15 protein-coding genes, 2 pseudogenes and 1 other annotated feature are annotated in these 22,507 nt (G+C 48.9%); of the genes and pseudogenes, 16 read left to right on the forward strand and 1 reads right to left on the reverse strand.

Translation table 11 applies throughout. The annotated features are described in order from the left end of the window. The first annotated feature begins 1 nt into the window (after position 1). The 14 genes from ACI4N7_RS03465 (at position 2) to ACI4N7_RS03530 (ending at position 17,119) form a co-directional block, all read left to right on the forward strand. Positions 2 to 586 (forward strand): lytic transglycosylase domain-containing protein, encoded by a 585-nt coding sequence (locus ACI4N7_RS03465; RefSeq protein WP_439731970.1) that lies wholly within the window; start codon positions 2 to 4, stop codon positions 584 to 586. Next, positions 587 to 1,285 carry a hypothetical protein gene (locus tag ACI4N7_RS03470; protein WP_439731971.1) on the forward strand — a complete coding sequence of 233 codons (699 nt, stop codon included), beginning with the start codon at positions 587 to 589 and terminating at the stop codon, positions 1,283 to 1,285. An 88-nt stretch (positions 1,286 to 1,373) separates the two neighbouring features. Continuing rightward, positions 1,374 to 2,297 carry a ketopantoate reductase family protein gene (locus ACI4N7_RS03475; protein ID WP_439731972.1) on the forward strand — a complete coding sequence of 308 codons (924 nt, stop codon included), beginning with the start codon at positions 1,374 to 1,376 and terminating at the stop codon, positions 2,295 to 2,297. A 62-nt stretch (positions 2,298 to 2,359) separates the two neighbouring features. Further along, positions 2,360 to 2,626 (forward strand): hypothetical protein, encoded by a 267-nt coding sequence (locus ACI4N7_RS03480; RefSeq protein ID WP_439731973.1) that lies wholly within the window; start codon positions 2,360 to 2,362, stop codon positions 2,624 to 2,626. 72 nt (positions 2,627 to 2,698) lie between these two features. Continuing rightward, positions 2,699 to 5,053: a ferrous iron transport protein B gene (feoB, locus tag ACI4N7_RS03485; RefSeq protein WP_439731974.1), complete on the forward strand. Its 2,355-nt coding sequence runs from the start codon at positions 2,699 to 2,701 to the stop codon at positions 5,051 to 5,053. A gap of 12 nt (positions 5,054 to 5,065) precedes the next feature. Continuing rightward, positions 5,066 to 7,000, forward strand: coding sequence for a TonB-dependent receptor plug domain-containing protein (locus ACI4N7_RS03490; protein WP_439731975.1), 1,935 nt, complete (start codon positions 5,066 to 5,068; stop codon positions 6,998 to 7,000). 372 nt (positions 7,001 to 7,372) lie between these two features. After that, positions 7,373 to 8,422: a cobalamin B12-binding domain-containing protein gene (locus ACI4N7_RS03495; RefSeq protein ID WP_439731976.1), complete on the forward strand. Its 1,050-nt coding sequence runs from the start codon at positions 7,373 to 7,375 to the stop codon at positions 8,420 to 8,422. A gap of 95 nt (positions 8,423 to 8,517) precedes the next feature. Continuing rightward, positions 8,518 to 10,236 (forward strand): putative bifunctional diguanylate cyclase/phosphodiesterase, encoded by a 1,719-nt coding sequence (locus ACI4N7_RS03500; protein WP_439731977.1) that lies wholly within the window; start codon positions 8,518 to 8,520, stop codon positions 10,234 to 10,236. Positions 10,237 to 10,556: 320 nt separating this feature from the next. Then, positions 10,557 to 10,754, forward strand: a binding site (T-box leader). 179 nt (positions 10,755 to 10,933) lie between these two features. After that, positions 10,934 to 12,091 (forward strand): ABC transporter substrate-binding protein, encoded by a 1,158-nt coding sequence (locus ACI4N7_RS03505; RefSeq protein ID WP_439731978.1) that lies wholly within the window; start codon positions 10,934 to 10,936, stop codon positions 12,089 to 12,091. 517 nt (positions 12,092 to 12,608) lie between these two features. Further along, on the forward strand, positions 12,609 to 13,871 hold the full coding sequence (locus ACI4N7_RS03510; protein WP_439731979.1) for a DinB/UmuC family translesion DNA polymerase: 1,263 nt from the start codon (positions 12,609 to 12,611) through the stop codon (positions 13,869 to 13,871). Beyond that, positions 13,864 to 14,190, forward strand: a complete 327-nt coding sequence (locus ACI4N7_RS03515) for a hypothetical protein (RefSeq protein ID WP_439731980.1) — start codon at positions 13,864 to 13,866, stop codon at positions 14,188 to 14,190. Before ACI4N7_RS03510 ends, ACI4N7_RS03515 begins: the two co-directional genes overlap by 8 nt. 161 nt (positions 14,191 to 14,351) lie before the next feature. Then, a complete protein-coding gene (locus ACI4N7_RS03520; protein ID WP_439731981.1) occupies positions 14,352 to 15,293 on the forward strand; it encodes an AEC family transporter in 942 nt (313 codons plus the stop codon). 117 nt (positions 15,294 to 15,410) lie between these two features. After that, on the forward strand, positions 15,411 to 16,280 hold the full coding sequence (locus ACI4N7_RS03525; protein WP_439731982.1) for a DMT family transporter: 870 nt from the start codon (positions 15,411 to 15,413) through the stop codon (positions 16,278 to 16,280). Between the two features lie 80 nt (positions 16,281 to 16,360). Further along, complete coding sequence (locus ACI4N7_RS03530) at positions 16,361 to 17,119, forward strand: sulfite exporter TauE/SafE family protein (protein ID WP_439731983.1); 759 nt, start codon at positions 16,361 to 16,363, stop codon at positions 17,117 to 17,119. 110 nt (positions 17,120 to 17,229) lie between these two features. Here the strand turns inward: ACI4N7_RS03530 and tnpA are convergent. Then, a pseudogene (tnpA, locus tag ACI4N7_RS03535) lies at positions 17,230 to 17,655 on the reverse strand (IS200/IS605 family transposase). Here tnpA and ACI4N7_RS03540 point away from each other — a divergent pair. After that, complete coding sequence (locus tag ACI4N7_RS03540; RefSeq protein ID WP_439731984.1) at positions 17,619 to 19,076, forward strand: RNA-guided endonuclease InsQ/TnpB family protein; 1,458 nt, start codon at positions 17,619 to 17,621, stop codon at positions 19,074 to 19,076. The pseudogene tnpA and the gene ACI4N7_RS03540 overlap by 37 nt on opposite strands. 1,906 nt (positions 19,077 to 20,982) lie before the next feature. Then, a pseudogene (locus tag ACI4N7_RS03545) lies at positions 20,983 to 22,507 on the forward strand (hypothetical protein); the annotation flags it as partial.

Raw genomic sequence — 22,507 nt, forward strand, 5'->3', positions numbered from 1 at the left:
ATTGAAACGCAGAAAAAAAGAGGTACAGAGGCACCAGGGAAACACCGGCGCTATGGTGTTTACTCTTTTTGCTGCGCTTCTTTGCGTGCTTTTCCTGCTCCTTGCGGGCAATCTCAGGTTCCTGAAGCCCAGCGAGCAGGTATCTCATATTATTGTCCAGTGTGCGGCGGAAGAACAGATTTCTCCAAGCCTGCTGGAGGCGGTGATTCTGACCGAGAGCAAATTTGATGAAAAGGCCGTTTCTCATGTAGGGGCAGTGGGCATGATGCAGCTTATGCCGGATACAGCCCACTGGATTTCCGAACAGAGCGGACTTCCTTCCGACAATCTGGCCAGCCCGGAGCAGAATATTCCTCTGGGGGCCTGGTATCTGAACTACCTTCTGGAAAAGTATCACAACAACGAAGTCCTGGCGCTGGCGGCCTATAATGCCGGGCGGGGCAATGTGGATGAATGGGTGGAAAAGAACCATTGGCCGGAAGGCTTTTCCGAAATAGAAAAAATTCCATTCCCGGAAACCAGGGAATTTGTGAAATCCGTTGTTTCTGCCAGGGATCGACTGGAAGCGGAAAAGAAGGGGAAATAAATGGGAAAAGAAGATCAACTGGAACAGGAAAGAGCAGAAAGACGCCAGAAATTTTTGGACTGGCCCATTGAAAAAGAACTGCCCACGGATATAGGCGGATACAGGCTGAAACGGCTGGACCGCCAGGAAGGGCGGATTTATTTCGCTTTCTGCTGGGAAAATGAATCCAACGGCTGGCAGGTGAGGGCCCTGTTTGATGAAGAAACCATGGACTATATGGTCAAAACTGATGTCCGCATGATGACTCTGACGGAAATTGAATTAATCACCGGGGACTTTGAGGAGTTTAAAAGAAATGTGAAGCTCCTGACGCCGAAGTATATTGAAAAGGAGCTGATTCATCGGGAAAATGTTTCCGTCCTGGTACGGGGAAAGGGATTCATGGTCTGGGATTACAGCTCATTCTTTCCGCCTGTGCTGGGACATTACGAGAGGATTATCGAACCGTCCCGTCCTCTTCTGGGACTGAACGGTTCCTATATCATCGCTTCCTATGAATGCAGGGAAAAAGATACGGGCATTCTGTTTTTCTATAACGTATACAGAGATGAATACTATGGAGAACTTCGTGCCAAGGGCATTCCTGGCATCATTCACCAGTATGATGCCAAGACTATACCGGAACTGGAAGACAGGATCAGGGAGCATCTGGAGAAGGATCTGGAAGACCTGTATCAGAATCCGGAGATTCCGGATTAAGGAAGCGGAGGCTGCGCAGGGAATTTCAACCTTATAAGGGTCATAAGGCTGAAATTCCCGGGTTCACAGAAGGAAGAGGGGATAGGCAATGCGGATTTTGGTATTCGGCATGGGCGGTATCGGTGGATTTGCAGGCGGTGCCCTGGCCAGGGCAGGAGCGGATGTGTATTTTTATGCCCGGGGAAAACAGCTTGAAGCCATTTCTCAAAAGGGGCTTCATGTTTCATCTGCCGTTCTGGGAGACTTTACCGTCCGCCCGAAGGGAATCAGCCATGACGGGAAACAGCTGGGCAAAATGGATGTGATTCTTCTGGCCTGCAAAGGAAACGGACTGGAAGATGCCCTGCGGGATATGGCTCCCATGATTCAGAACCGGACCATAGTGATTCCTCTTTTGAACGGCGTACTTGTATCAGAACTGATGGAGCCCCTCCTTCCGCCCTGCCGGATAGCGGACGGCACCATCCGTGTATTCAGCCATCTGGAAAAACCGGGATACGTGGTACAGACAGCAGGCAGCGGGAAAATCGTCATGGGAATGAAGGAAGGAGAAAATCCTCCTGCTCTCTATGAGCTGGCGGCGCTTTTCCGAAAAGGAGGCATTCCGGCGGAAGTCACCGAAAACATTGCGCTGGACAGCTGGGAGAAATACGCTCTTATGGGAAGCAACAGCGCTCTTTTCTGCCAGTTTGACGGCCCGGCAGGAAAGGTGAGAAACTCGGCAGAAGGCCTGAAAAAGATTCACAGCACCGTGCGGGAAGTGATTCAGGTGGCAGCTGCCAAAGGCGTCCGGCTTCCGAAAGAGTATGAGGATAATTTTGTCAAGCTCTTTACCTCCCTGCCGGAGGATACAGTGACTTCCCTCTACCGTGACCTTCGAAGCGGAAAGAAAGCGGAAGACACAGAAACAGAAATGATTCTGGGCCGTATGGTCAGAATGGGAGAGGAAACAGGCGTGAACGTTCCCTGCTTCCGGGAAGCCTATGAAAAAGCGGTAAGGTATAATTCCTGAATCATGCAGACAGCAGCGCCCTTTCATCGGGGCGCTTTTTTGTATGGTGATTTCTGCACTTTTTGAAAGAAATTGAGTCACCATCGGGGCTGGGAAAGCGGTATTTCCCGCTGCAGATTGATCAGAATGGCTGTGCCCGGCAGGAAAAACAGCCTGGCATGCTGCATGCAGCATCTGCGGCGGAGCTGCTGACGCTATTTTTCATCCTTCGCTTTTGTTCAGCACCTGCTGAATCTTTTCCTGCATATTCGCAGACTGCAGAGCCGGCAGGTGCTGACGGGATATTCCCATTTACCGATTTACCCAATTCTGCAAACGTGGTACCATAAATAAAAAACAGAAAATAAAAAGGGCATGTCTTTTCTGAAGGACATGTCTGCAGTATTAAGGGAGAGATGGGCATGACACTGGATGAACTTCCTCAGGGGAAGTCGGCACGGCTTACGGCAGTAGGCGGGGAAGGACCGCTGCGTCAGCATTTTCTGGATATGGGACTGATTCCCGGGGCGGAGGTTACATTTATCAAACTGGCGCCTTTGGGAGATCCCATGGAGCTTATGGTACAGGGGTACGAACTGACCCTCCGGATAGAAGATGCAAAGAAAATCCAAATCGATCAGGTGCGGGAAAGGGTAGAAGAACCGAAGAAAAGCCCGCTGCCTGTATTTACGGACCATCCGGGACTGGGGGAACCGGGCCGGTTTCATGAGCTGTCCTCCTACCACGATGCGAAACCGGTAAAAGGAAAACTTGTTTTTGCTCTGGCAGGAAACCAGAACTGCGGGAAAACCACTCTTTTCAACCAGCTTACCGGATCCAACCAGCATGTGGGCAATTTCCCCGGCGTCACGGTAGACCGGAAGAGCGGATATATCAAAGGCCACCCGGACTGCGAGGTGGTGGACCTTCCGGGCATTTATTCCCTGTCGCCCTATACCAGCGAAGAAGTGGTATCGCGCCGGTTTATTCTGGAAGAAAAGCCCAGTGCCATTATCAACATTGTGGATGCGACCAATCTGGAACGAAATCTGTACCTCACCATGCAGCTCATGGAGCTGGATGTTCCCATGGTACTGGCATTGAATATGATGGACGAGGTGGAAAAGAACGGAGGCTCTATTTTAATTAATGAAATGGAGAATATCCTCCAGATCCCGGTAATTCCCATTTCCGCTGCCAAGAATCAGGGGGTCCAGGAACTGGTGCGCCATGCGGTGCATGTGGCCCGATACAGGGAAAAACCGGGCATCCGGGATTTCTGCAGCCCTGAAGACCATCACGGTGCGGTGCATCGTGCCCTTCACGGCATTATGCATCTGATCCAGGATCATGCAGAGGCCGCCCATATTCCGGTACGCTTTGCCGCCAGCAAACTGGCGGAAGGGGACCACATGGTGGAAGAGGCCCTTCATCTGGAAGAAAATGAAAAGGAAATGATCGGCCATATTATCCGGCAGATGGAAGAGGAACGAGGATTGGACCAAGCAGCGGCCATGGCGGATATGCGGTTCCTTTTTATCCGCCGTCTCTGTGAAAAGACAGTCATCAAACCGAAAGAAAGCAGGGAGCATGCCAGAAGCCGGCAGATAGACCGGCTCCTGACAGGGCGGTATACGGCCATTCCCATTTTTATAGCCATTATGGGCCTGGTGTTTTACCTGACCTTCAATGTGATCGGTGCGTTTTTCCAGGATCTTCTGGCCAGCGGCATCGAAAAGCTGACAGAGGCTGTGGATGTGGGGCTCACGGCGGCAGGTGTGAATGCGGCGGTGAAGTCTCTTCTGGTGGATGGCGTCATGACCGGCGTGGGCAGTGTGTTAAGCTTTATTCCGGTTATTATGGTTCTCTTTTTCTTCCTGTCCATTCTGGAGGATGGGGGATATATGGCCCGGGTGGCCTTTGTCATGGATAAGCTTCTGCGGAAAATCGGCCTGTCGGGACGAAGCATCGTACCTATGCTGATCGGCTTTGGCTGTTCTGTGCCGGCAGTCATGTCGACCCGCACCCTGCCTTCTCTCCGGGACCGGCGGATGACCATTATGCTGATTCCGTTCATGAGCTGCTCCGCCAAGGTGCCTATTTATGCATTTTTTACCGCCGCCTTTTTCCCTCATACCGGAGGACTGGTGATGACGGGCCTGTACCTTATCGGTGTGTGCATGGCGGTTATTGTGGCGCTTCTGTCTAAAAATACGTTCTTCAAGGGAGAAGCAGTGCCTTTCGTTATGGAACTCCCCAATTACCGCATGCCCGGAGCGAAAAATGTGTGCCGCCTCATGTGGGACAAGGGGAAGGATTTTCTGCAGCGTGCCTTTACGGTCATTTTTGTGGGAACCATTATCGTGTGGTTCCTGCAGAGCTTTGATCCCACCCTTAACATGGTGGATGACAGCCGGGACAGCATCCTGGCCCTCCTGGGCGGATGGATTGCGCCGCTGTTTACCCCTCTGGGATTTGGAGACTGGAAAATGTCCACTGCTCTTATCTGCGGCTTTATGGCCAAGGAAAGCGTAGTGGCCACCCTTTCGGTTCTCTATGGCAGCGTGGGGGCCCTGCAGGGAGCCCTGACTTCTCTGTCCGCTTTTTCTTTCCTGGTGTTCTGTCTCCTCTATACACCCTGCATTGCGGCGATTGCTTCTGTGCGCCGGGAGAACGGCAGCCGCTGGGCCTGGGAAATGGTACTGTTCCAGTGCGTGGTGGCATGGATCGTATCCTTTATTGTGTGGCAGGTCGGAAGAATTTTGATTGGAAACTGACAGGAGAAATTCATGAAAAAAATCTGGATCACGGCCATGATGGCCCTTCTGCCGGTGACAGCGGGGGCAGAGGTGTATACCCTTCCCGGTGTGGTGGTGACGGCGGAAAAGCACAGGGAAAAGCAGGAGGATTTCCTTTCCGGGGACGTTATTACAGGCAAAGATATGGAACGCATGGGAGCGTCCAATGTGGCGGAAGCGCTGGGAATGACCCAGGGGCTTGAACTGACATCAGGGCTTCAGTCTGCCATGGGCGGTCATCAGCTCATGCTCCGGGGTATGAACAGCAATCAGACCTTACTTCTTGTAGATGGGCACCGCCTGGCCGATGAGGATACATCTGCCACAAGAAATATGATGATTTTAAACCGGCTGAATCTATCCGGCGTGGATTCCATTGCTGTTACCCGGGGAGCAGACAGTGCCCTTTATGGCTCTTCCGCCATGGGCGGCGTCATAGATATACAGACTAAAAAGCCGGGAAGCGGAGAGAGCCTGGCAGGATTTCTGACGGGAAGCCGGGAGAACAGTCTTTATTTCCGCACGGATTCAGGGAAGGAAGGCCGCTTTCATCTGGCAGTGGATGGAAGAATTACAAAAGATCGGGCCCGCTCTTTTTATCGGGACAGCTGGCTTAACGGAGTCCATGACCTGGGATGGGATATTCCCTCCTACGGTATTCGCAGATATGCAGGCCTGGACGGACTTTACGATTTTGAAAATTCTTCAAAGAATACCCTGCGCATGAAGCTCAATTATTTTGATGAAGACCAGACCACCCGGTTTGCCGATGCCTTCACCTCCTATGCTGTGCTGGAAGATAATGCAAGCAGGACAAGCCGCAGACTTTGGGACACATCCCTTACCTATGAGGGAGAAACAGAACGGAATCAATATAACGGGCAGGTGTACTACAGCCGGCTGAGAAAAAAATATAATGATACCTGGATGGTTCTTCCCATGAGGGCAGCTGCCAGTGACAGAGACCGGGCTCTTTATGAAACCTGGGGCGCGGAAGGGAAGGATATCCTTACCCTTGGCAGCCACCAGATGACCTGGGGAGGAGAATGGCGCAAAGATACCTATACCGGTACCAGACTGACTCTTTCCGATGATTCCGACAGAAAAGAAACCGGGCGTGAGCAGCACAGCGGAGCCTTTTATGCTTCGGATAAGTGGAGAATCAATTCCCGCCTTTCCTTCCTGTCCTCCATGCGTTTTGATAGAGAAAGCAGCTATGGATTCATTGGTATTCCGGCGGCAGGTCTGGTTTATCAGGTGAATGACCATATGAAGTGGAAAATCAATTATGGCAAGGGGTTCAGGGCGCCTTCCCTCAGTGAAAGGTATATCCACATGAAGTACAGCAGTCGCATGCAGATTGACGGCAATCCTGATTTGAATGCGGAAACCTCTCATAACCTGGACACCGGCCTGGAATGGCAGACCGGGAAGACAGGATGGAAACTTTCCTGGTTTGACCAGAAAGTAAAGAACCTGATTGATTATGAAGAGATAGGCAGAAACAGCGGAAGGTATATCTATGTGAACCGCAGCCGGGCAGAAATAAAGGGAATAGAAGGAGAAATCACTCATACACTCTCCCCGCACTGGAACATTAAAGGAACCTACACCTATCTGGATGGCAGGGATGTATCGGAAAACGACCGGCTTTCCAACCGCAGCCGCCATACGGTTTCACTGGGCCTGTCCTATGAAGAGGAAAATCCCTACGGCTATACGGGCATGCTCTGGTCCACTTTCAAAAAAGACTTTTATTTTGAAGACAAAAATTATACCTGGAATGAAATTAATGTTTCTCTGCAGAAACACTGGGGAAAAGAATATACCCTTACCCTGGGTCTCTATAACCTTCTTGACCGCCGGGTGAATGAACTTTATGTAGACGGACGGGCCTGGTTTACCGGGCTGGAAATACACTGGTGAGAAGAAGCCGTTACGGAGAAAAGATGCATTTATGAAGGCTCGGCAGGTCATGGTTTTTCCTGTGATCGGATGAATGAACCGGCATCATAATTTGACTGCAGGCGGGACAGACAGCCCGCAGCGGTGTCTGTAAAACACTGCGTCTGCAGGGCGCTGCCGGTGACTTTCAGAAAAACTGGAAAATGGAAACTATCCTCTATGGGCGGTTTTCCGCATATTTTCCTTCTATGTAAAACACTTGCCCGAAAATAAAGTATAGAGTATAGTAAAATCAAATATAAAAATTATATGGACAGGCAGAAGAAGGCAGTGCATTGATTTTCTTGCTGCCTTCTTCCTGTACTTCCGGAAAGGCATGAAGGGGATGGGCTCATGGGACTTCTTTGGGTGGACTATGGTGAGGAATTTCAGAATCTGGTAGACACCAGCTGGCAGCTGCAGAGCAGCGCAGAAAAGGACTATTTTGACCGGCTTCCGGACCGCGTGAAGAAAATTATCTATCGGGATACCCGGTACAATGTGGATTTCCTGTATACAGCCTATGTGCTGAAAGAGGACCGGGTGATGACCGATTATGCCCGCTGGCTGTACCGCCTGATGGAAGGGGTAGTACCGAAAACGCTGGTGAATCACAAAATGGAACAGTATGTCATCGGCCATTTTGCATTTATGAAAAAGGCGGCGCTTCTCACAGCAGGAGAAGATAAAAAGGAAGAGCTGCTCCGCCTTCTGACACTGGCACAGGAAAGCGTAAAGCAGGAAGCGGCATCCAGGGAAACGGAAGAAAAGACATCGGATTATGAAGGAAATATTCATTCCTATCTGGAATCCCTCCTGGATCATGATATGCGCCGCTGCCTTTTCCTGGTAGATCAGTTCATGAGGGAAAACATCCCGGTGGACCGTATTTATGTGGACATTCTGGGGGAGAGCATGCGCCGGGTGGGTGAGCTCTGGCATCACGGGAAGATTTCCGTAGCGGCGGAGCATTACTGCACATCTGTTACCCAGACGGCCATGTCCCGTATGTACCCCGCTATTTTTTCCGTACCACGGAAAAAGAAATCCATCCTCTGCGCCTGCCCGGGGCGGGAGCTGCATGATATGGGGCTCCGGATTGTGGCGGATGTATTTGAAAATCACGGATGGGACAGCTGCTATCTGGGAGAAGCGGTGCCGCCGGAATACATTCTGCAGTCCATTCGGGAAACCAAGCCCGACCTCGTTGCACTGGCAGTGACCATGCCCCAGTATCTCATGGACTGCCGCCAGCTGGCAGAGGATATCCGGAAGGAATTTCCCCATATCCTGATTGCGGTAGGAGGAAGGGCATTTACTCATACCGAGGCTATCTGGAAAAAATGGCCCGTTAATTTTTATGGTTCCGATGCTCTTGACCTGCTGCAGCAGGTTAAGGAATAGTGCTTCTATTTATTTTCTATTTCCTGTAAAATGGGGCGGCTTTCATAACTCGTGCACAGGCGCTTTTTTATGGATGAAAGGGTGCAGGAAATATCATGAGCTGCAGTATCTTTTTATGTGACAGGGACTGGAATATCCGAAAGGTTTTCTATGAGTCAGGCAGTCTGCTGAAGGAGGGAGACTCTCTTGCTTTCATGATCCCTGAGGCACAGAAGAACAAGGAAAAACTGGCAGGCGAAAACAGCGGACAGGTTCTGCTGTTTTTGTGCTGCCCGGGCAGGGAAAAAGAGCCCTGTTTCCTGTACCTGTATCCGGAGTATGCGGTAGCTGTGATTGGATGTGCCGACGGCAGCGGAGAATTCGTCCGCTTTGAGCAGGCGCTGGTAGAGAGCCTTGACTGGGCGGACAGCCACCTGCGTGTACCCTTTGAAGATGATTTCTATGAAATCCAGCGGATGAACAACCGCCTGGTCAATGCAGGCAGGAGCCTTATGAAGACCAATCAGCAGCTCACGGAGCTTCTGGCAGAGGTGCACAGGGCCCATAATACCATTGCCGTGCTGGAAAGAGATGAACTGACCCAGCTGTACGGCCTGTCAGCCTTCCGGCAGGCCTGCAGCCGCAGGCTGGCTGAAGAACCGTCAGCAGTGTATCAGATGATCTGTGTCGATGTATCGGGACTGCATCATATCAATGAAATCTTCGGAGAAAAAGCAGGGGATCGGCTGATCCGGGATATTGCTCTGTTCATGACCGGTCTTTCCGGCGGAGAGAGGGCCCTGTTCTGCCGTCAGGAGGCGGCTTCCTTTGTGGTGATGGCGCCCGGGGAGGCCATGTTTTCTCAGCAGCTTTTCCGGAACCTGCCCCGTTTTTTCGATTACTATCCCCTTCCCGGCCATCTGAAAGCCAGAATCGGGGTGGCGGAAACCAGACCGGGAGAGGCTGTTTCTGCAGCGGCTTTATGCGACCAGGCCCGTGTTGCCATGGACCGGGGGCCTTCGGACCGGAAAATTTCCATGACCTTCTTTGATGATGCTTTGAAAAAGAAGCTGAAGGAAGAATATGATATTCTGGAAATGGTGCCACGGGCTTTGCGGCGGCAGGAATTCAAGCTGTATCTCCAGAATAAGGTGGATATGGAAAGCGGAGAAGTCATTGGCGCCGAAGGACTGGTGCGGTGGATGCATCCGGAAAAGGGCATGATTTCCCCGGGCCTTTTCATTCCTCTTCTGGAAAGGGAAGAAGAAGTCTACCAGGTGGATCTGTACATTTGGGAAGAAGCCTGCCGGGTCCTTCAGCAAAGGATGAAAGCGGGCAGGAAAGCCCGGCCCATATCAGTGAATCTGGCCCGCAGCGACCTATATCGGCCGGACCTGCCCGGCACTCTGAAGGCGCTGGTTCACCGCTATGGCATTTCTCCCTCCCTGCTTCATCTGGAGGTACTGGAAAGGGTCTATGTCCATGATGCGCCCTCCCTTCTGCCGGTACTGCTCCAATTAAGGCAGATGGGATTTATAATAGAAATCGACGATTTCGGCACTGGAGAATCTTCTCTCTTCATGCTGGCGGAAATGCCGGTAGATGTTTTAAAGCTGGACAGAAGCTTCGTCCATGAGGTAGAAGAAAATATCCGCTGTGCTTCCGTGGTTCAAAGCATTGCAGCCATGGCCCGCTCTCTTCACCTTTCTCTCATTGTGGAAGGGGTGGAAACCAGAGAGCAGGCGGAACAGCTCCAGAATCTGGGCTGCCGTTATGTGCAGGGCTTCTATTACAGCCGCCCGGCACCGGCAGAAGAATTCCTGAAGCTGCCGTAGAGGGATAGTTTCCTGTCTTATATGCACTCTGTACAGGGATTCTCCGACGGCGTTCAGAATAATGCGTCCGGCGGGAAAGCAGACACGTAATATTTCTTCTTGAAGAAGACTGGAAAACTGCGGTGCCAGCAGGCAGAGGCGGCTGGCAAACCTGAGGGATCTCAGGCCCAGGGCCTGTCAGTCTTAAGAACTCTTTCCCCGATCCTCTGCAGTTTGCGAACCTTTTGAACCCCATTTTCCAAATTTTCTTGTAAAAAGGGCTTGACAGAGAGAAAAACGAGGGGTATTATATACACATCTTCAGACAACCAAACGAACTGAAACAAGCTATGAACGAGACAAAAGGTTTGTTGTTTAATCTTCAGAGAGCCGGTGTATGGTGCGAACCGGTAGATGGCAGCATTCATACTATCCCTCGAGAGCTCTTACACCGAAATCAGTAGGTGCAGGCGTTCATTCACGTTACGAATAGGACTACAGAGTATAATGTAGGGTGGTACCGCGATTTCGCCCCTATCTTCAATGGAAGATAGGGGCTTTTTTATTCGAGTACCGGTATATCTGCAGTCCGTAAGTGATAAGTGGGAGTGGTACCGCGCATGAAGCGCCTCCGCTGATGGGAAACCGTCAGCGGAGGCTTTTATTTTTCGTTTCATTCACGTTTGGGCAGATTATTTTTTTGAAAGAGGGATAAACTATGCAGAACAAATGGTTAAAAGGAATGGCAGCAGCTGCTGCAGCAGCAGTATTGGCAGGAGCATTTGCAGGATGCGGCGGACAGAAATCCGGAAGCGGCGACGCTAAAGGACAGCAGACCGTAAAATTCGGATTCGTTACCGCTTACACCGGCCCAGGCGCAGCTTATGGCACGGCTATGAAGGAAGGCGTAGATCTGGCTGTAGAAGAAATCAATAAAGATCCGAACACCAAGATGAAGATTGATCTCAAGACCTACGATACCAAGCTGGTCAAGGCAGAAGCCATCAACGCATTCAAGAAATGCATTGAACAGGATAAGGTTCTCGCTATTGAAGGTCCTATGACTTCCGGTGAAATGTTCGCTGCAGGCCCCATTGCCCAGCAGTCCAAGATCGTCGCTTTCGGTACCGGCACCACCGCTCCCGGAATCACTGATATCGGCGACTACATCTTCAGAAATGCTATCCCCGGCAAGATGGCTATTCCGATCACTGTAAAGAAAGCACAGGAAAAACTGGGCTTCAAGAAAGTCGCTATCCTGTACTCCAACAACAATGACCAGATGGTCGGTGAAAACAAGATTTATCAGGAACTCTTCAAGGAAATGGGCATTGATGTAGTAGCTACCGAAACCTTCGCTGATAAAGATACAGACTTCGCTGCACAGCTCACCAAGATTCAGGCTGCTAACCCGGATGTCATCGCCGTAGCCGGCCTCTACCAGGAAGGCGCCCTCATCGTGAAGAAAGCTCGTGAAATGGGCATGAACCAGCCGATTCTGGCAAACAACGGCTTCAACAGCCCGGCATACATCCAGCAGGCCGGCGACGCTGCCAACGGCACCCTCGTAGCAACCCCGTGGAATGCTGAAAGCAAGTCCGAAAAGGCTCAGGCTTTCCGCAAAGCCTTTGTTGCCAAGTATGGTCATGAACCGGATCAGTTCGCTGCTCAGGCTTATGATGCTATGTACGTTATGCACCAGGCTGCTGAAAAGTCCGGCTCCACCACCGACAGAAAGAAATTCCGCGATGCTCTGGCACAGATCAAAGACTTTGAAGGCGCAACCGGCAAATTCCAGTTCGATGATCACCGTGATCCGAAGATGGACCTCTCCATCATGGAAGCTAAAGACGGCAAATGGGTTCCTTTCGCTTAATCGGTTGAAACAGAGCGCATAGTCTATCCCTGAAACAGGCGGGGAAATCAACATAATAACTTCAGGATTTTCTTTACGGGAAATCTGTGGATAGAACAGGACAGAATCAAGCACCTGACGCTTGCCTTCTGGGTCTATCCACCGGATAGTTTTTCCCGTGCAGAACCGCAGTGCATCCCTACGCACTGCGGTTTTGTATTGGGATTTTTTATTTTCGGAGGACAGGGAAATAGTGAGTCAGTGAACTGATTGGAATTGCTGCCGGCATATATTTCTTCAGAAATACAGATGTCCTGTTCTATTGTCAGTTGGGCAGACTCGTGCATTCTATGCAGAATGCGCGCAGATGGGGCGGGAAGGGTAGTGTGTAATGCTGACGGCAGCGTTCATCTGCAAAGCGGCTGTCCTCTTTTACTGTTCCATTTTCTAATCCTGTGTTCCATTGTACTTATCGAACAGTCATTCTATAATAATCACAGAACATTTATTTCACAAAAATAAGTTTGATGGAGGGGCTATGAAAGAACAGGTCTATATATGCATAGATTTAAAAAGTTTCTATGCTTCCGTGGAATGTGCGGCCAGGGGGCTGGATCCCTTTCAGACAGATCTGGTGGTGGCCGATCCCACCAGAGGGCCGGGGGCGCTGTGCCTAGCAGTGAGTCCGGCTTTGAAGGACAAAGGCGTTAAAAACCGGTGCCGGATTTTCGAGATTCCCCCTTCGCTGCACTATATCATTGCGCCGCCGCATATGAGGCTGTACATGAGAGTGTCTGCCGATATTTACAAAACCTATCTGCGGTTCTTTGCCCGGGAAGATGTGTATGCCTATTCTATTGATGAGTGCTTCATCAATGCGGCGCCCTATCTTTCCCTGTACGGAAAAAACGGTATGGACATAGCATCCATGATCATGAAGGCAGTGTATGAAAGAACGGGAATATGCGCCACTGCCGGCGTAGGGACCAACCTTTTCCTGGCTAAAGTCGGCATGGATATTGTAGCCAAGCATGTGCCGGAGCATATAGCCTACCTGGATGAAGCTCTTTTCAGAGAAAAACTGTGGCACCACCGTCCGATTACGGACATATGGAACATAGGAAAAGGCATCGCCCGCAGGCTGGAAAAATACGGCGTCTACGACCTGTATGGCGTGACCCTTCTTCCGGAAAAGACACTGTATAGGGAGTTTGGCGTCAATGCCCGGTACCTCATCGATCATGCTCACGGCAGGGAACCCTGTACCCTGAAGGATATTCAGTCCTATCGGCCGGAAAATCGGTCCATCAGCACCGGGCAGGTGCTCTTTGAGGACTATACCTATGAAGATGCCCTTCTTCTGGTGTATGAAATGGCGGAAATCCTGATTCAGCAGCTGCTGGAAGAAAAGCTGGCTGCCCGGGGGATTTCCCTCTATGCCGGGTATTCCGGGAAAGATAGGAGGGGAAGCAGCGGGACGAGAAAACTGGACGGCTATACGGATGTGCCGGAAGATATATGGCAGGCCTTTCATGACCTCTACAGGAAAAAGGTTCTGCGGGGCATGGGAATCCGTACACTGCGTCTCAGTCTGGAGGAGGTGGTTCCGGCATCGGAGGTGCCCCATCATTTTTCCCTCTTTCGTTCTCCTCTGGAAGAGGAAAAGCAGAAAAAGGTGGAAATGGTGATGGTGGAAGTGAAGAAGAAATTTGGTAAAAATGCGCTGCTCCGGGGCATCGACTACTACCCCAAAGCAACCCTGCGGACCAGAAACGGTCTGATTGGAGGACATCATGAGTGACAGGATGAGAGCCCGTCAGTTTCTTCCCTTCGACGGACTCAGAGGATATGGAGATCTTCTGCAGGAAGCAGAAAGAGAACGGGAAGAAAAAAGAACCCTGTCCGAGGATCGGGCCAAAGTGCTCAATGCGATCATGAGCCGGGTCAGGAGGAAGGACCGCCTGCAGGTGGTCTTTTACGATGAAGACAGCTACTGCACCCTGGAAGGGACAGTGGAAACGGTGGATATTCCGGGCCGCAGGCTCTGCCTGCAGGGAAGAGACATTCCTTTTGAAGACCTGTGGGAAATCAGGGAGCTTGGAAAAGACAGAAAAAGCTGACCGCCCGTAACGCTCACTGTCGAATTCAGCGCCTGCATTGCTTACAGGCACCGTCATCCCTCTCCTGTACCCTCTGCACCTTCTCCTTCCTTTTCCCTGAAATATCCATGGTATAATAAGGAGAAGATTCTGCGTGAAGCGGAAAGGAGGGAAGAGAGTCCGTGAACAGCCGCTTTTTTATTGTTTTTGCCGATATACTGCTGCCCCTTATTCTGGGCATGGCGCTCAGGCGGTGGGGCCTGTCCAGGGACATTCTCCGTCTGGTCATCAAGGCCAATGTGGTGGCCGTGGCTACTTTCCTGTCCGTAGTGTCCTTCTGGTCGGTACATGTGACAAAGGAGCTTCTCTGGCTTCCCATTTCCATCCTGCCCATCTGCTTTATTCCGGTGCTCGTTTTCTACGGCTGGCAGAAAAAGCGGTTCCAGAGTCCTCTGGACCAGGGAAGTTATATGATTTCCATGATGCTGGGAAATATCGGCACGCTGGCAGGTCTCTGCGCCTATGTGCTGTATGGGGAAAAGGGCTTCGCCTATGTGCAGCTGATCGCCGTGCCACAGATTCTGATTATCGTGCTGTTCTGCTTTCCCATGGCCCGGCGATTTTATGAAGCCTGGGCCTCTACAGGAAAGAAGGAAGAACAGAAAACAAGCTTCCTGCGCCTTCTCCTGACGCCGAATCAGCTTCCGGCCCTGGGGGTTCTGGCAGGACTTCTTTTGTCCGGCTTCCATGTAGAGCGGCCTGCAGCCGTAGGGACCCTTTTCACTATCCTGATCCATGTCAGTGCCTGGATGGGCATGATGCCTGTGGGCTACGATCTGAAGCTGGGAAGCGTAGGAACCTACGCTCTGAAGCTGTGGCCGATTTTCCCGGTGAAGTTCATTCTTCTTCCCGCTGTCCTCTACGGGCTGACATCCCTTTTCGTATCGGATCCTGCCATGATGACCTGTGTGGTGCTCTCTGCTGGTGCGCCGACAGCCATCTTCGCCGTGGCTGCCGCCCAGCTTTACGGGCTCAATGTGGACCTGGCTGAATCCTCCTTTGTGACGACGACACTGGCTTTTCTGTTTATCCTTTATCCGCTGGTGTACTGGTGGGAAACTTAGAGGGACGGGAGAAAACTTTTCGTTCGCAGTCCGTGAGGGAAGAGTGTATAATAAAAGCACTATTTCATTGAAATACAGGAAGCAGGGGAGAGAAAAGGTCACTTTTCGGGAGGATATATGAAGGAAGAAGCGGCACAGGCCAAACTCCAGTTTATTTTAGCCATGATGATCTTCGGGACATTAGGCATTTTCATCCGGCATATCCCCCTGCCTTCCACAGTGATAGCGGAAGTGCGGGGCATTACGGGCACCCTGTTTCTGCTGGCTGTGGTTTTTCTCCGGCATTCTTCTATTTCAAAGGAAGCGGTCAGAAGAAATTTCAAAATTCTGTTCCTATCCGGTGCGGCCATTGGGGTAAACTGGATCCTTCTCTTTGAGTCTTACCGATATACCACCGTTTCTACAGCCACCCTGTCCTACTACATGGCGCCGGTCTTTGTCATTCTGGCGTCCCCACTGGTGGTGAAGGAAAAGCTGACTGCGGTTAAATGCCTCTGCGCTCTGGCTGCCTTTGCCGGTATGATTCTGATTTCCGGCGTCCTTACGGAACCGGGAGAAGGAGTGACTTTCAAGGGCATCGGTTTTGGACTCGGCGCAGCTGCCTTCTATGCCTCCGTTATGCTGCTGAACCAGTTTTTAAAGGATATCAGCGCCTATGACATGACTATTACCCAGCTGGGCATGGCATCGCTGGTGCTTCTGCCCTATACCCTGGTTATGGAAGACCTGACAGCCCTTAATTGGACTGTGGAAACGACGGTTTTCCTTTTGATCGTAGGCATCGTTCACACCGGAATGACCTATACGCTGTATTTTGGCAGCATGCATAGGCTTCATGCCCAGACAGCTGCCCTTTTCAGCTATATTGACCCCATCGTGGCCATTATCCTCTCCGCCTGCTGGCTGGGAGAACCTCTGGGCAGCGCCGGCCTGGCCGGTGCTGTTCTCATTCTGGGCTCCACAGTGGTGAGCTCCCGGTTTGCGTAAAAAGAGAAAATCAGAACTGCCGCCATTCTCCATCTATCCACCATCCTTCAACCCTTTTATATTTTAAAGAAAGTGAAACCATGCTCTTAGTATCCATGATTTTGTTAGGCGCTGTTATCGGCTTTGTGGGAGCCGGCGGCGCCGGTGTCACCATTACTCTTCTCACTGTAGGCTTTGGCGTGCCCATCCATACGGCCCTGGCCGTAGCCCTGGCATCTATGACTTTTACCATGATTTCCGGTGCCTACAGCCATTTCCGGGAGCATGAAGTGGTGGTCAGGACAGGAGCGGTTATCGGTGCCGGAGGCATTATCGGCGCCCTTCTGGGCGAAGCGGTATCAAACCGCATGCCCTCTAATGATTTAAGCTTCATGACGGGCCTTATGATTCTTTCCAGCGCCCTCATTCTTTACATCAAACTGTATCATGCCGACTGGCTGAACAATCATCTTCCCGTGCGTCAGACTTTGCTGACAGGGAAAAAATTGTATCTTTACGGTATTCCCACCGGCATCGTCTCCGGCTTTCTGGCAGGAGCCTTCGGCATCGGCGCGGCAGCCTATATACAGATTGCCCTCATGGTCATCTTCGGCGTACCCCTCCTTCAATCCATCGGCACATGCATGATGATTATTTTTCCCATCTCTGCTTCCGGCGGCCTGGGATACCTGGCCAGCGGCCATCTGGATCTCTGGATCTTCCTGCAGACCCTGGCAGGCCTCACAAGCGGCGCATGGATCGGCGCGAAAATGACTCATCTGGCACCTCTTTCCGTACTGAAAGCATCCATTGTGGCCCTTCCTACCATAGGCGGGGGCATTATGCTGCTGTTCCATTGATAGTGGACCGGTGAGTCGGTGGCTTTCGGCCGGGATCTATGAAAATCAGGGCAGAGTATCACGTCCATAAGAGCTATTGGCCCGCATGGGCGTGGATGAATGCCCGTGTGTTATTGAATCAATTGGTTTTGAATATAAGACTGAACCGCTGACAGTGAATTTTCGCTTACGGTTGCTACAAAGTAACTCTGTGACCAGAAATATGGCTTTCAGTACCATTGCTTCAACAGGGTATCCTTATACAGCTTTCGAATATATCTTGATGTTTGTGTTTTAATCATGTTTGCCAGCTCTCCGGGCGAAGTGAACGGGTCTGCTTCGTAGAGGATATGCACATGGTCTGTCCCTCCGTTGCATTCAAGGATATGGAGATTGCGCTCATTGAACAGATAGGCAATTCTTTTATAGAGGGTTTCTTTTAATTTTCCCGCGATTACCGGGTGCCGATATTTAGTTACCAATACCATGTGATACTGCAGGAGAAAACAGCTGTGCCTGTTTGTATAATAAGGATTCCCTTGTTTTTTCTCGTACATGTTTTGACCTTTCTTCCTTTACAACCTATTATATTTATAGTATATCTATAGTAGATTCTATGGTATTTTTCAAGTGGAGCAGCCATGTGTACACCGTCAGGCAGATTATTATAAAAAAGACAAATGCTGATATATATAATTATTGTCAGCGGAGAGCCGAGTTAGCCTATCGGCTTTATAATGCTGCCCTGTTTCGCATCCGCCAGATTTTTACTGGTTTTAACCGTGAGAGCCTGAATGATAACCAGAAGCAGGTTTTTGCCGAGGTTAAAGCTCTCAGCAAAGCCCGTCCTGATTTGACGGTTAAACAGTTTATCGGCTATCGGCAGCTCGAGAAGATGATGCGTATTACCGGGAATCCTGATTTCTTTGCCGGGCTTCCAGCTCAAACTTCCCAGGCCATGGTTAGACATGCTCGCCAGGATTTTAACAACTGGCTGTCCGCTTTGAAAGATTTCAAAAAGAATCCTTCCAAATACCTTGGCAAGCCCAAGATGCCTCATTACAAGAAGGTTCCCTGCTACTTTACTATTACTAATCAGGACGCTGTTATTTATAGAGATAAGCTTAAACTTCCTGGTACAAAGTTTCGGGTCCATATCGGTGATGTAAGCGGCAGCGGGCCTCTTAAAGAGGTTAAGGTAATTCCCTATTATGGCAGGTTCATCCTGTCTTTAACCTTCAAATCGGCTGATCAGCCATTGCTTTCTTCCGGTAAGCAGGCAGCCGGCATTGATTTCGGAATAGACAACTTTGCAGCTATCGTAGCAACGGACGGTTCGTCCAGGCTCTACAAGGGCGGAGCTGTCCTTTCCGAAAACAGGATGTTTGCTAAAAAGAGAGCTAAGGCTGTCAGCCTGATTACTAGGGGCAGAAATCATGTCCATGCTTCTTCCAGGTATCTGCAGAACCTGTCTTACCATCATGCCAATTTCAATCGGGATCAGCTTCATAAAATCAGCCGAAGTATTGTTGGCTTCTGCATAAAGCATGAGGTGGGTACTCTGGTCCTTGGAGAAAACAAGCTCTGGAAGCAGGAATCCAATATGGGTAAGATAAACAACCAGAAGTTCGTGCAGATGCCTATCGGACTTTTAAAGCAGATGATTGAATATAAGGCGGCTCAGGCTGGTATCAGGATTATTTCTCAGGAAGAAAGCTATACTTCCAAGGCTTCTTTCTTGAATAATGACAGGGTTCCCGTGTATGGCAAAAATGATGCCAAGGCTTTATTTTCAGGAAAACGGATTTCCAGGGGATTATATCGCTCTAAGGATGGAACTGTTATTAATGCCGATTTAAATGGAGCTGCCAACATCCTGAAAAAAGCAATAACAGGCGTATGGGAAAAATCAGGACTTACGGATTTTAAATTCCTGAATACCCCCGAAGTGTATGGATTTCACAAATTAAATCCTTAAGGTATCCCGGCAACGGGTAGAAGCTGCGTGAACAGGCTTTGAAAGTACGGCAGGAAGCCTCATGCTGAATGTCGCAACTACTGGATACCACTTCCATTAGCTTCGGCTAATGGGAGTGGTAGTTCATGAAAATTTTATAAAAAAATTTTTCACACAGGTTCACATATTTCATTTTCAGGGTATATATATAGTAGAGGGGCATGAAAAGGCCCGCGGTTTTGAAAGAAACCGCTCCATATATTTCTGAGTTGCGCATAAGAGATGAAAGTATGGAGCAGCAGACATCAAAAAAGGTACCGCCTTCCTGCCCCGCCATTTCCGGAAAATGGTTGAAATCAGTGAAAACTGAAAAAACAGCAGAGAAATCCAGGACTCAAAGCATTTCGCAGCTGCAGAAATGACGGGAGACTCATGCCTGGCGCGCGCCGTCGTACTTCGTACAGCAGCGGCCGTAGACCATGCAGACACCGAACTCATTGGGCAGGAAAGAAAGCAGGAGACACCGGGTTTCTTTGTAGTGCTTTTGATTGAAATTTACTGGTATTGCAGACGAATCCGCTGAATTTCTGATTTCATTTTTAGTTTCCGGCTCCTGATTTCTTGTTCCGGATAGGCAGTTTTTTCTTTTTATGTATTGGACGGTCTGAAGCGGGTTCTTCCTCGTTATTTTGAGCGCAGCGAAGCAGAGTGGAGAAATTTTTTTCTTTTAAAAGGCTGTTCTATTTTGGAATGAAAAAGGATTGAGAAGAGGAATCATAGAAGACGAACAATATTTATTATAAAAGCTTTATTATAAAAGTATAGAAAGTGGATATATACTCGCTTTACCGGATATCCGGTAAAGCGAGTGTTTTTTTGCATGCTATGTTTATCAATGATCAATTCAAAATATAATGTGCCTGTATATCTAAAAGAATGGTATATAGATATACTTGAAGAAGCTTCTATGATCAATTTTCGCAGAAAAATTAAGAAGTGAATCAGGATTAAGGGTGTATATAGTTCTAAAAGTATGGAATATTAGAGCCAAGATAAAATTTGAAATAGCCAGGAATACAATGTATTCATTGTCTGTGCCAAGTAAGAAAATTCGTTATGCCCATCTCTTTTTTGTTAGGAGTAAGTAATAAATAATATCAATATCAAATATATCAATATATTAATGGGAAAGGAATGTTTTTGCGGCAGTTTCTGATTCTATGATTATATACATAAAGGAAAAAATGCTGGAGATCTGTCATATGTTTTGTTTATGTGGATACACGGATTAGAGGATAGATGGAGAGAAGGCCAGGGGTACTTGACTGAGTGAAATACGATATGAAATGACAATGGATAAAATAGCAGTACGGTAATTTGTAATTTATCAGAAAAATCTTTCGGAAGCACCAGGGAAGCACTGATTCATTCATAGAGTTTACTTTCATAAGAAATTTTATGCACTGCTTCGTCATGAGATTCCTTCAATAGCTCGCTGTTCGCATCATCCCATTCCTGGCATTGCATAAAATCTCAGGAATGAAAGCAAACATGGATTTAATCAGCGCTTCCCTGGATAGTTGGAATTTTTAAATTTATAGATCACTTTCTTTAAAATAAAGTGTATGTCAAAATAAGTACAATATTTATTTTCCCAATCCCATAAAAATATGCGATTAATGCAATTATTTTTATAAAATATGGATAATTTATAATTTTAAAGCATAATAGTTACCTAAATTTTAAATTGTGGTTTGACAATCATTGCGGGGGGGGTTATGCTTAATGCAACTAGAATTTCTGATCTTATCAAAGGTTCCATTTACGGTATGGAGGCAGCGTCAGGAAATCAGGTCATTCCCTCTTACCATAAAGGAGCTTGAAATAAGACGGAATCTAATTTCATTTTCAGTTGGAGGGATATTTTATGATCAAAGGTAAAAAATTATCTAGCCTCGTAGTGGCTTCCCTGCTCTTGGCAGGCGGCAGTCTTTTGGGAGTGCAGACTGTCAGCGCGGAAGTTACGGACCAGCAGTTCAATGAGGTGGTACAGGGAGTAAATGCGAATACCCAAAAGATCAATAACATTGAAAGTCAGTTAAGTGCTTCGAAGGATTATTCTTCTGACATTGCTGCCAATAATCAGGCCATAGCTGATGAAACCTCAGCCCGCCAGAAAGATGTTTCCAACCTGCAGACCAATATCAATAATGAACAAGGAGCTCGCGTTGAGGCAGACAAGAATCTGCAGAACAACCTCAATAAAGCTGTAAATGAACAGGCAGGTATTAATGATACACTGACTAAAGCGGTAACAAATAATTCCAATGCAATTGTTGCTAATTCCAAAGCTATTGCTACTAATGCAGAGGCTGCTAAGAACCTGGAGAAGCATCTTACTGAAACCGATGGCAGGGTAGATAAGGCAAATGCTGAAATTCATACCAATGCCGGAAATATTGCCCAGAGCCAGAAGGATATTGCTGCCAATAAACAGGCCATAGCTGATGAAACCTCAGCCCGCCAGAAAGATGTTTCCAACCTGCAGACCAATATCAATAATGAACAAGGAGCTCGCGTTGAGGCAGACAAGAATCTGCAGAACAACCTCAATAAAGCTGTAAATGAACAGGCAGGTATTAATGATACACTGACTAAAGCGGTAACAAATAATTCCAATGCAATTGTTGCTAATTCCAAAGCTATTGCTACTAATGCAGAGGCTGCTAAGAACCTGGAGAAGCATCTTACTGAAACCGATGGCAGGGTAGATAAGGCAAATGCTGAAATTCATACCAATGCCGGAAATATTGCCCAAAATAAACAGGATATTTCGGATATCAAAGACGTTTTGAATAGTTCAGGTGCTGTTGCTTCAGCGGATGCTACTAAAGCTGCCAAGGAAGCTGCAGAGAAAGCAAACACTGTTGCTAAGAATATAACGGACCGCGTAAATTTGATTTCCAATAATCAGAACGTTACTTCTGAAAGCGACCTGATTAAGAAAGACCAGTCCATCGGACAGAACGTTACCAATGTAGATACGGCACTTCATAAGGAAATCGCTGCCCGCATCGGTGCCGACGCTGCACAGGATAAACGCATCAATGAAACGGCAGACAATCTTAGTACGTTAAATCAGAACGTGGCTGATGGTTTCAACGCATTAAATCAGGCTGATGCCAACGAAGCAGCTGCCCGTGAAGCTGGCGATCAGAAGCTTGATGACCGTATCACTAATGTAAAAACTTACCTGCAGGATGAAACGGAAAAGAACTATGTCAGCAAGGGCATGTATAACAGAGAAACCGGCGTTGCTGATGGTGCCTTTGTGAAGGCAGGTCAGACCGTAGGCCAGAACCTGAATGCAGTGGATAAAGGACTCAACGACGAAATTGCTGCCCGCATCGGTGCCGACGCTGCACAGGATAAACGCATCAATGAAACGGCAG

Origin of the sequence: Dialister sp., assembly GCF_051885895.1 — a bacterium.
GTDB lineage: Bacteria > Bacillota > Negativicutes > Veillonellales > Dialisteraceae > Dialister.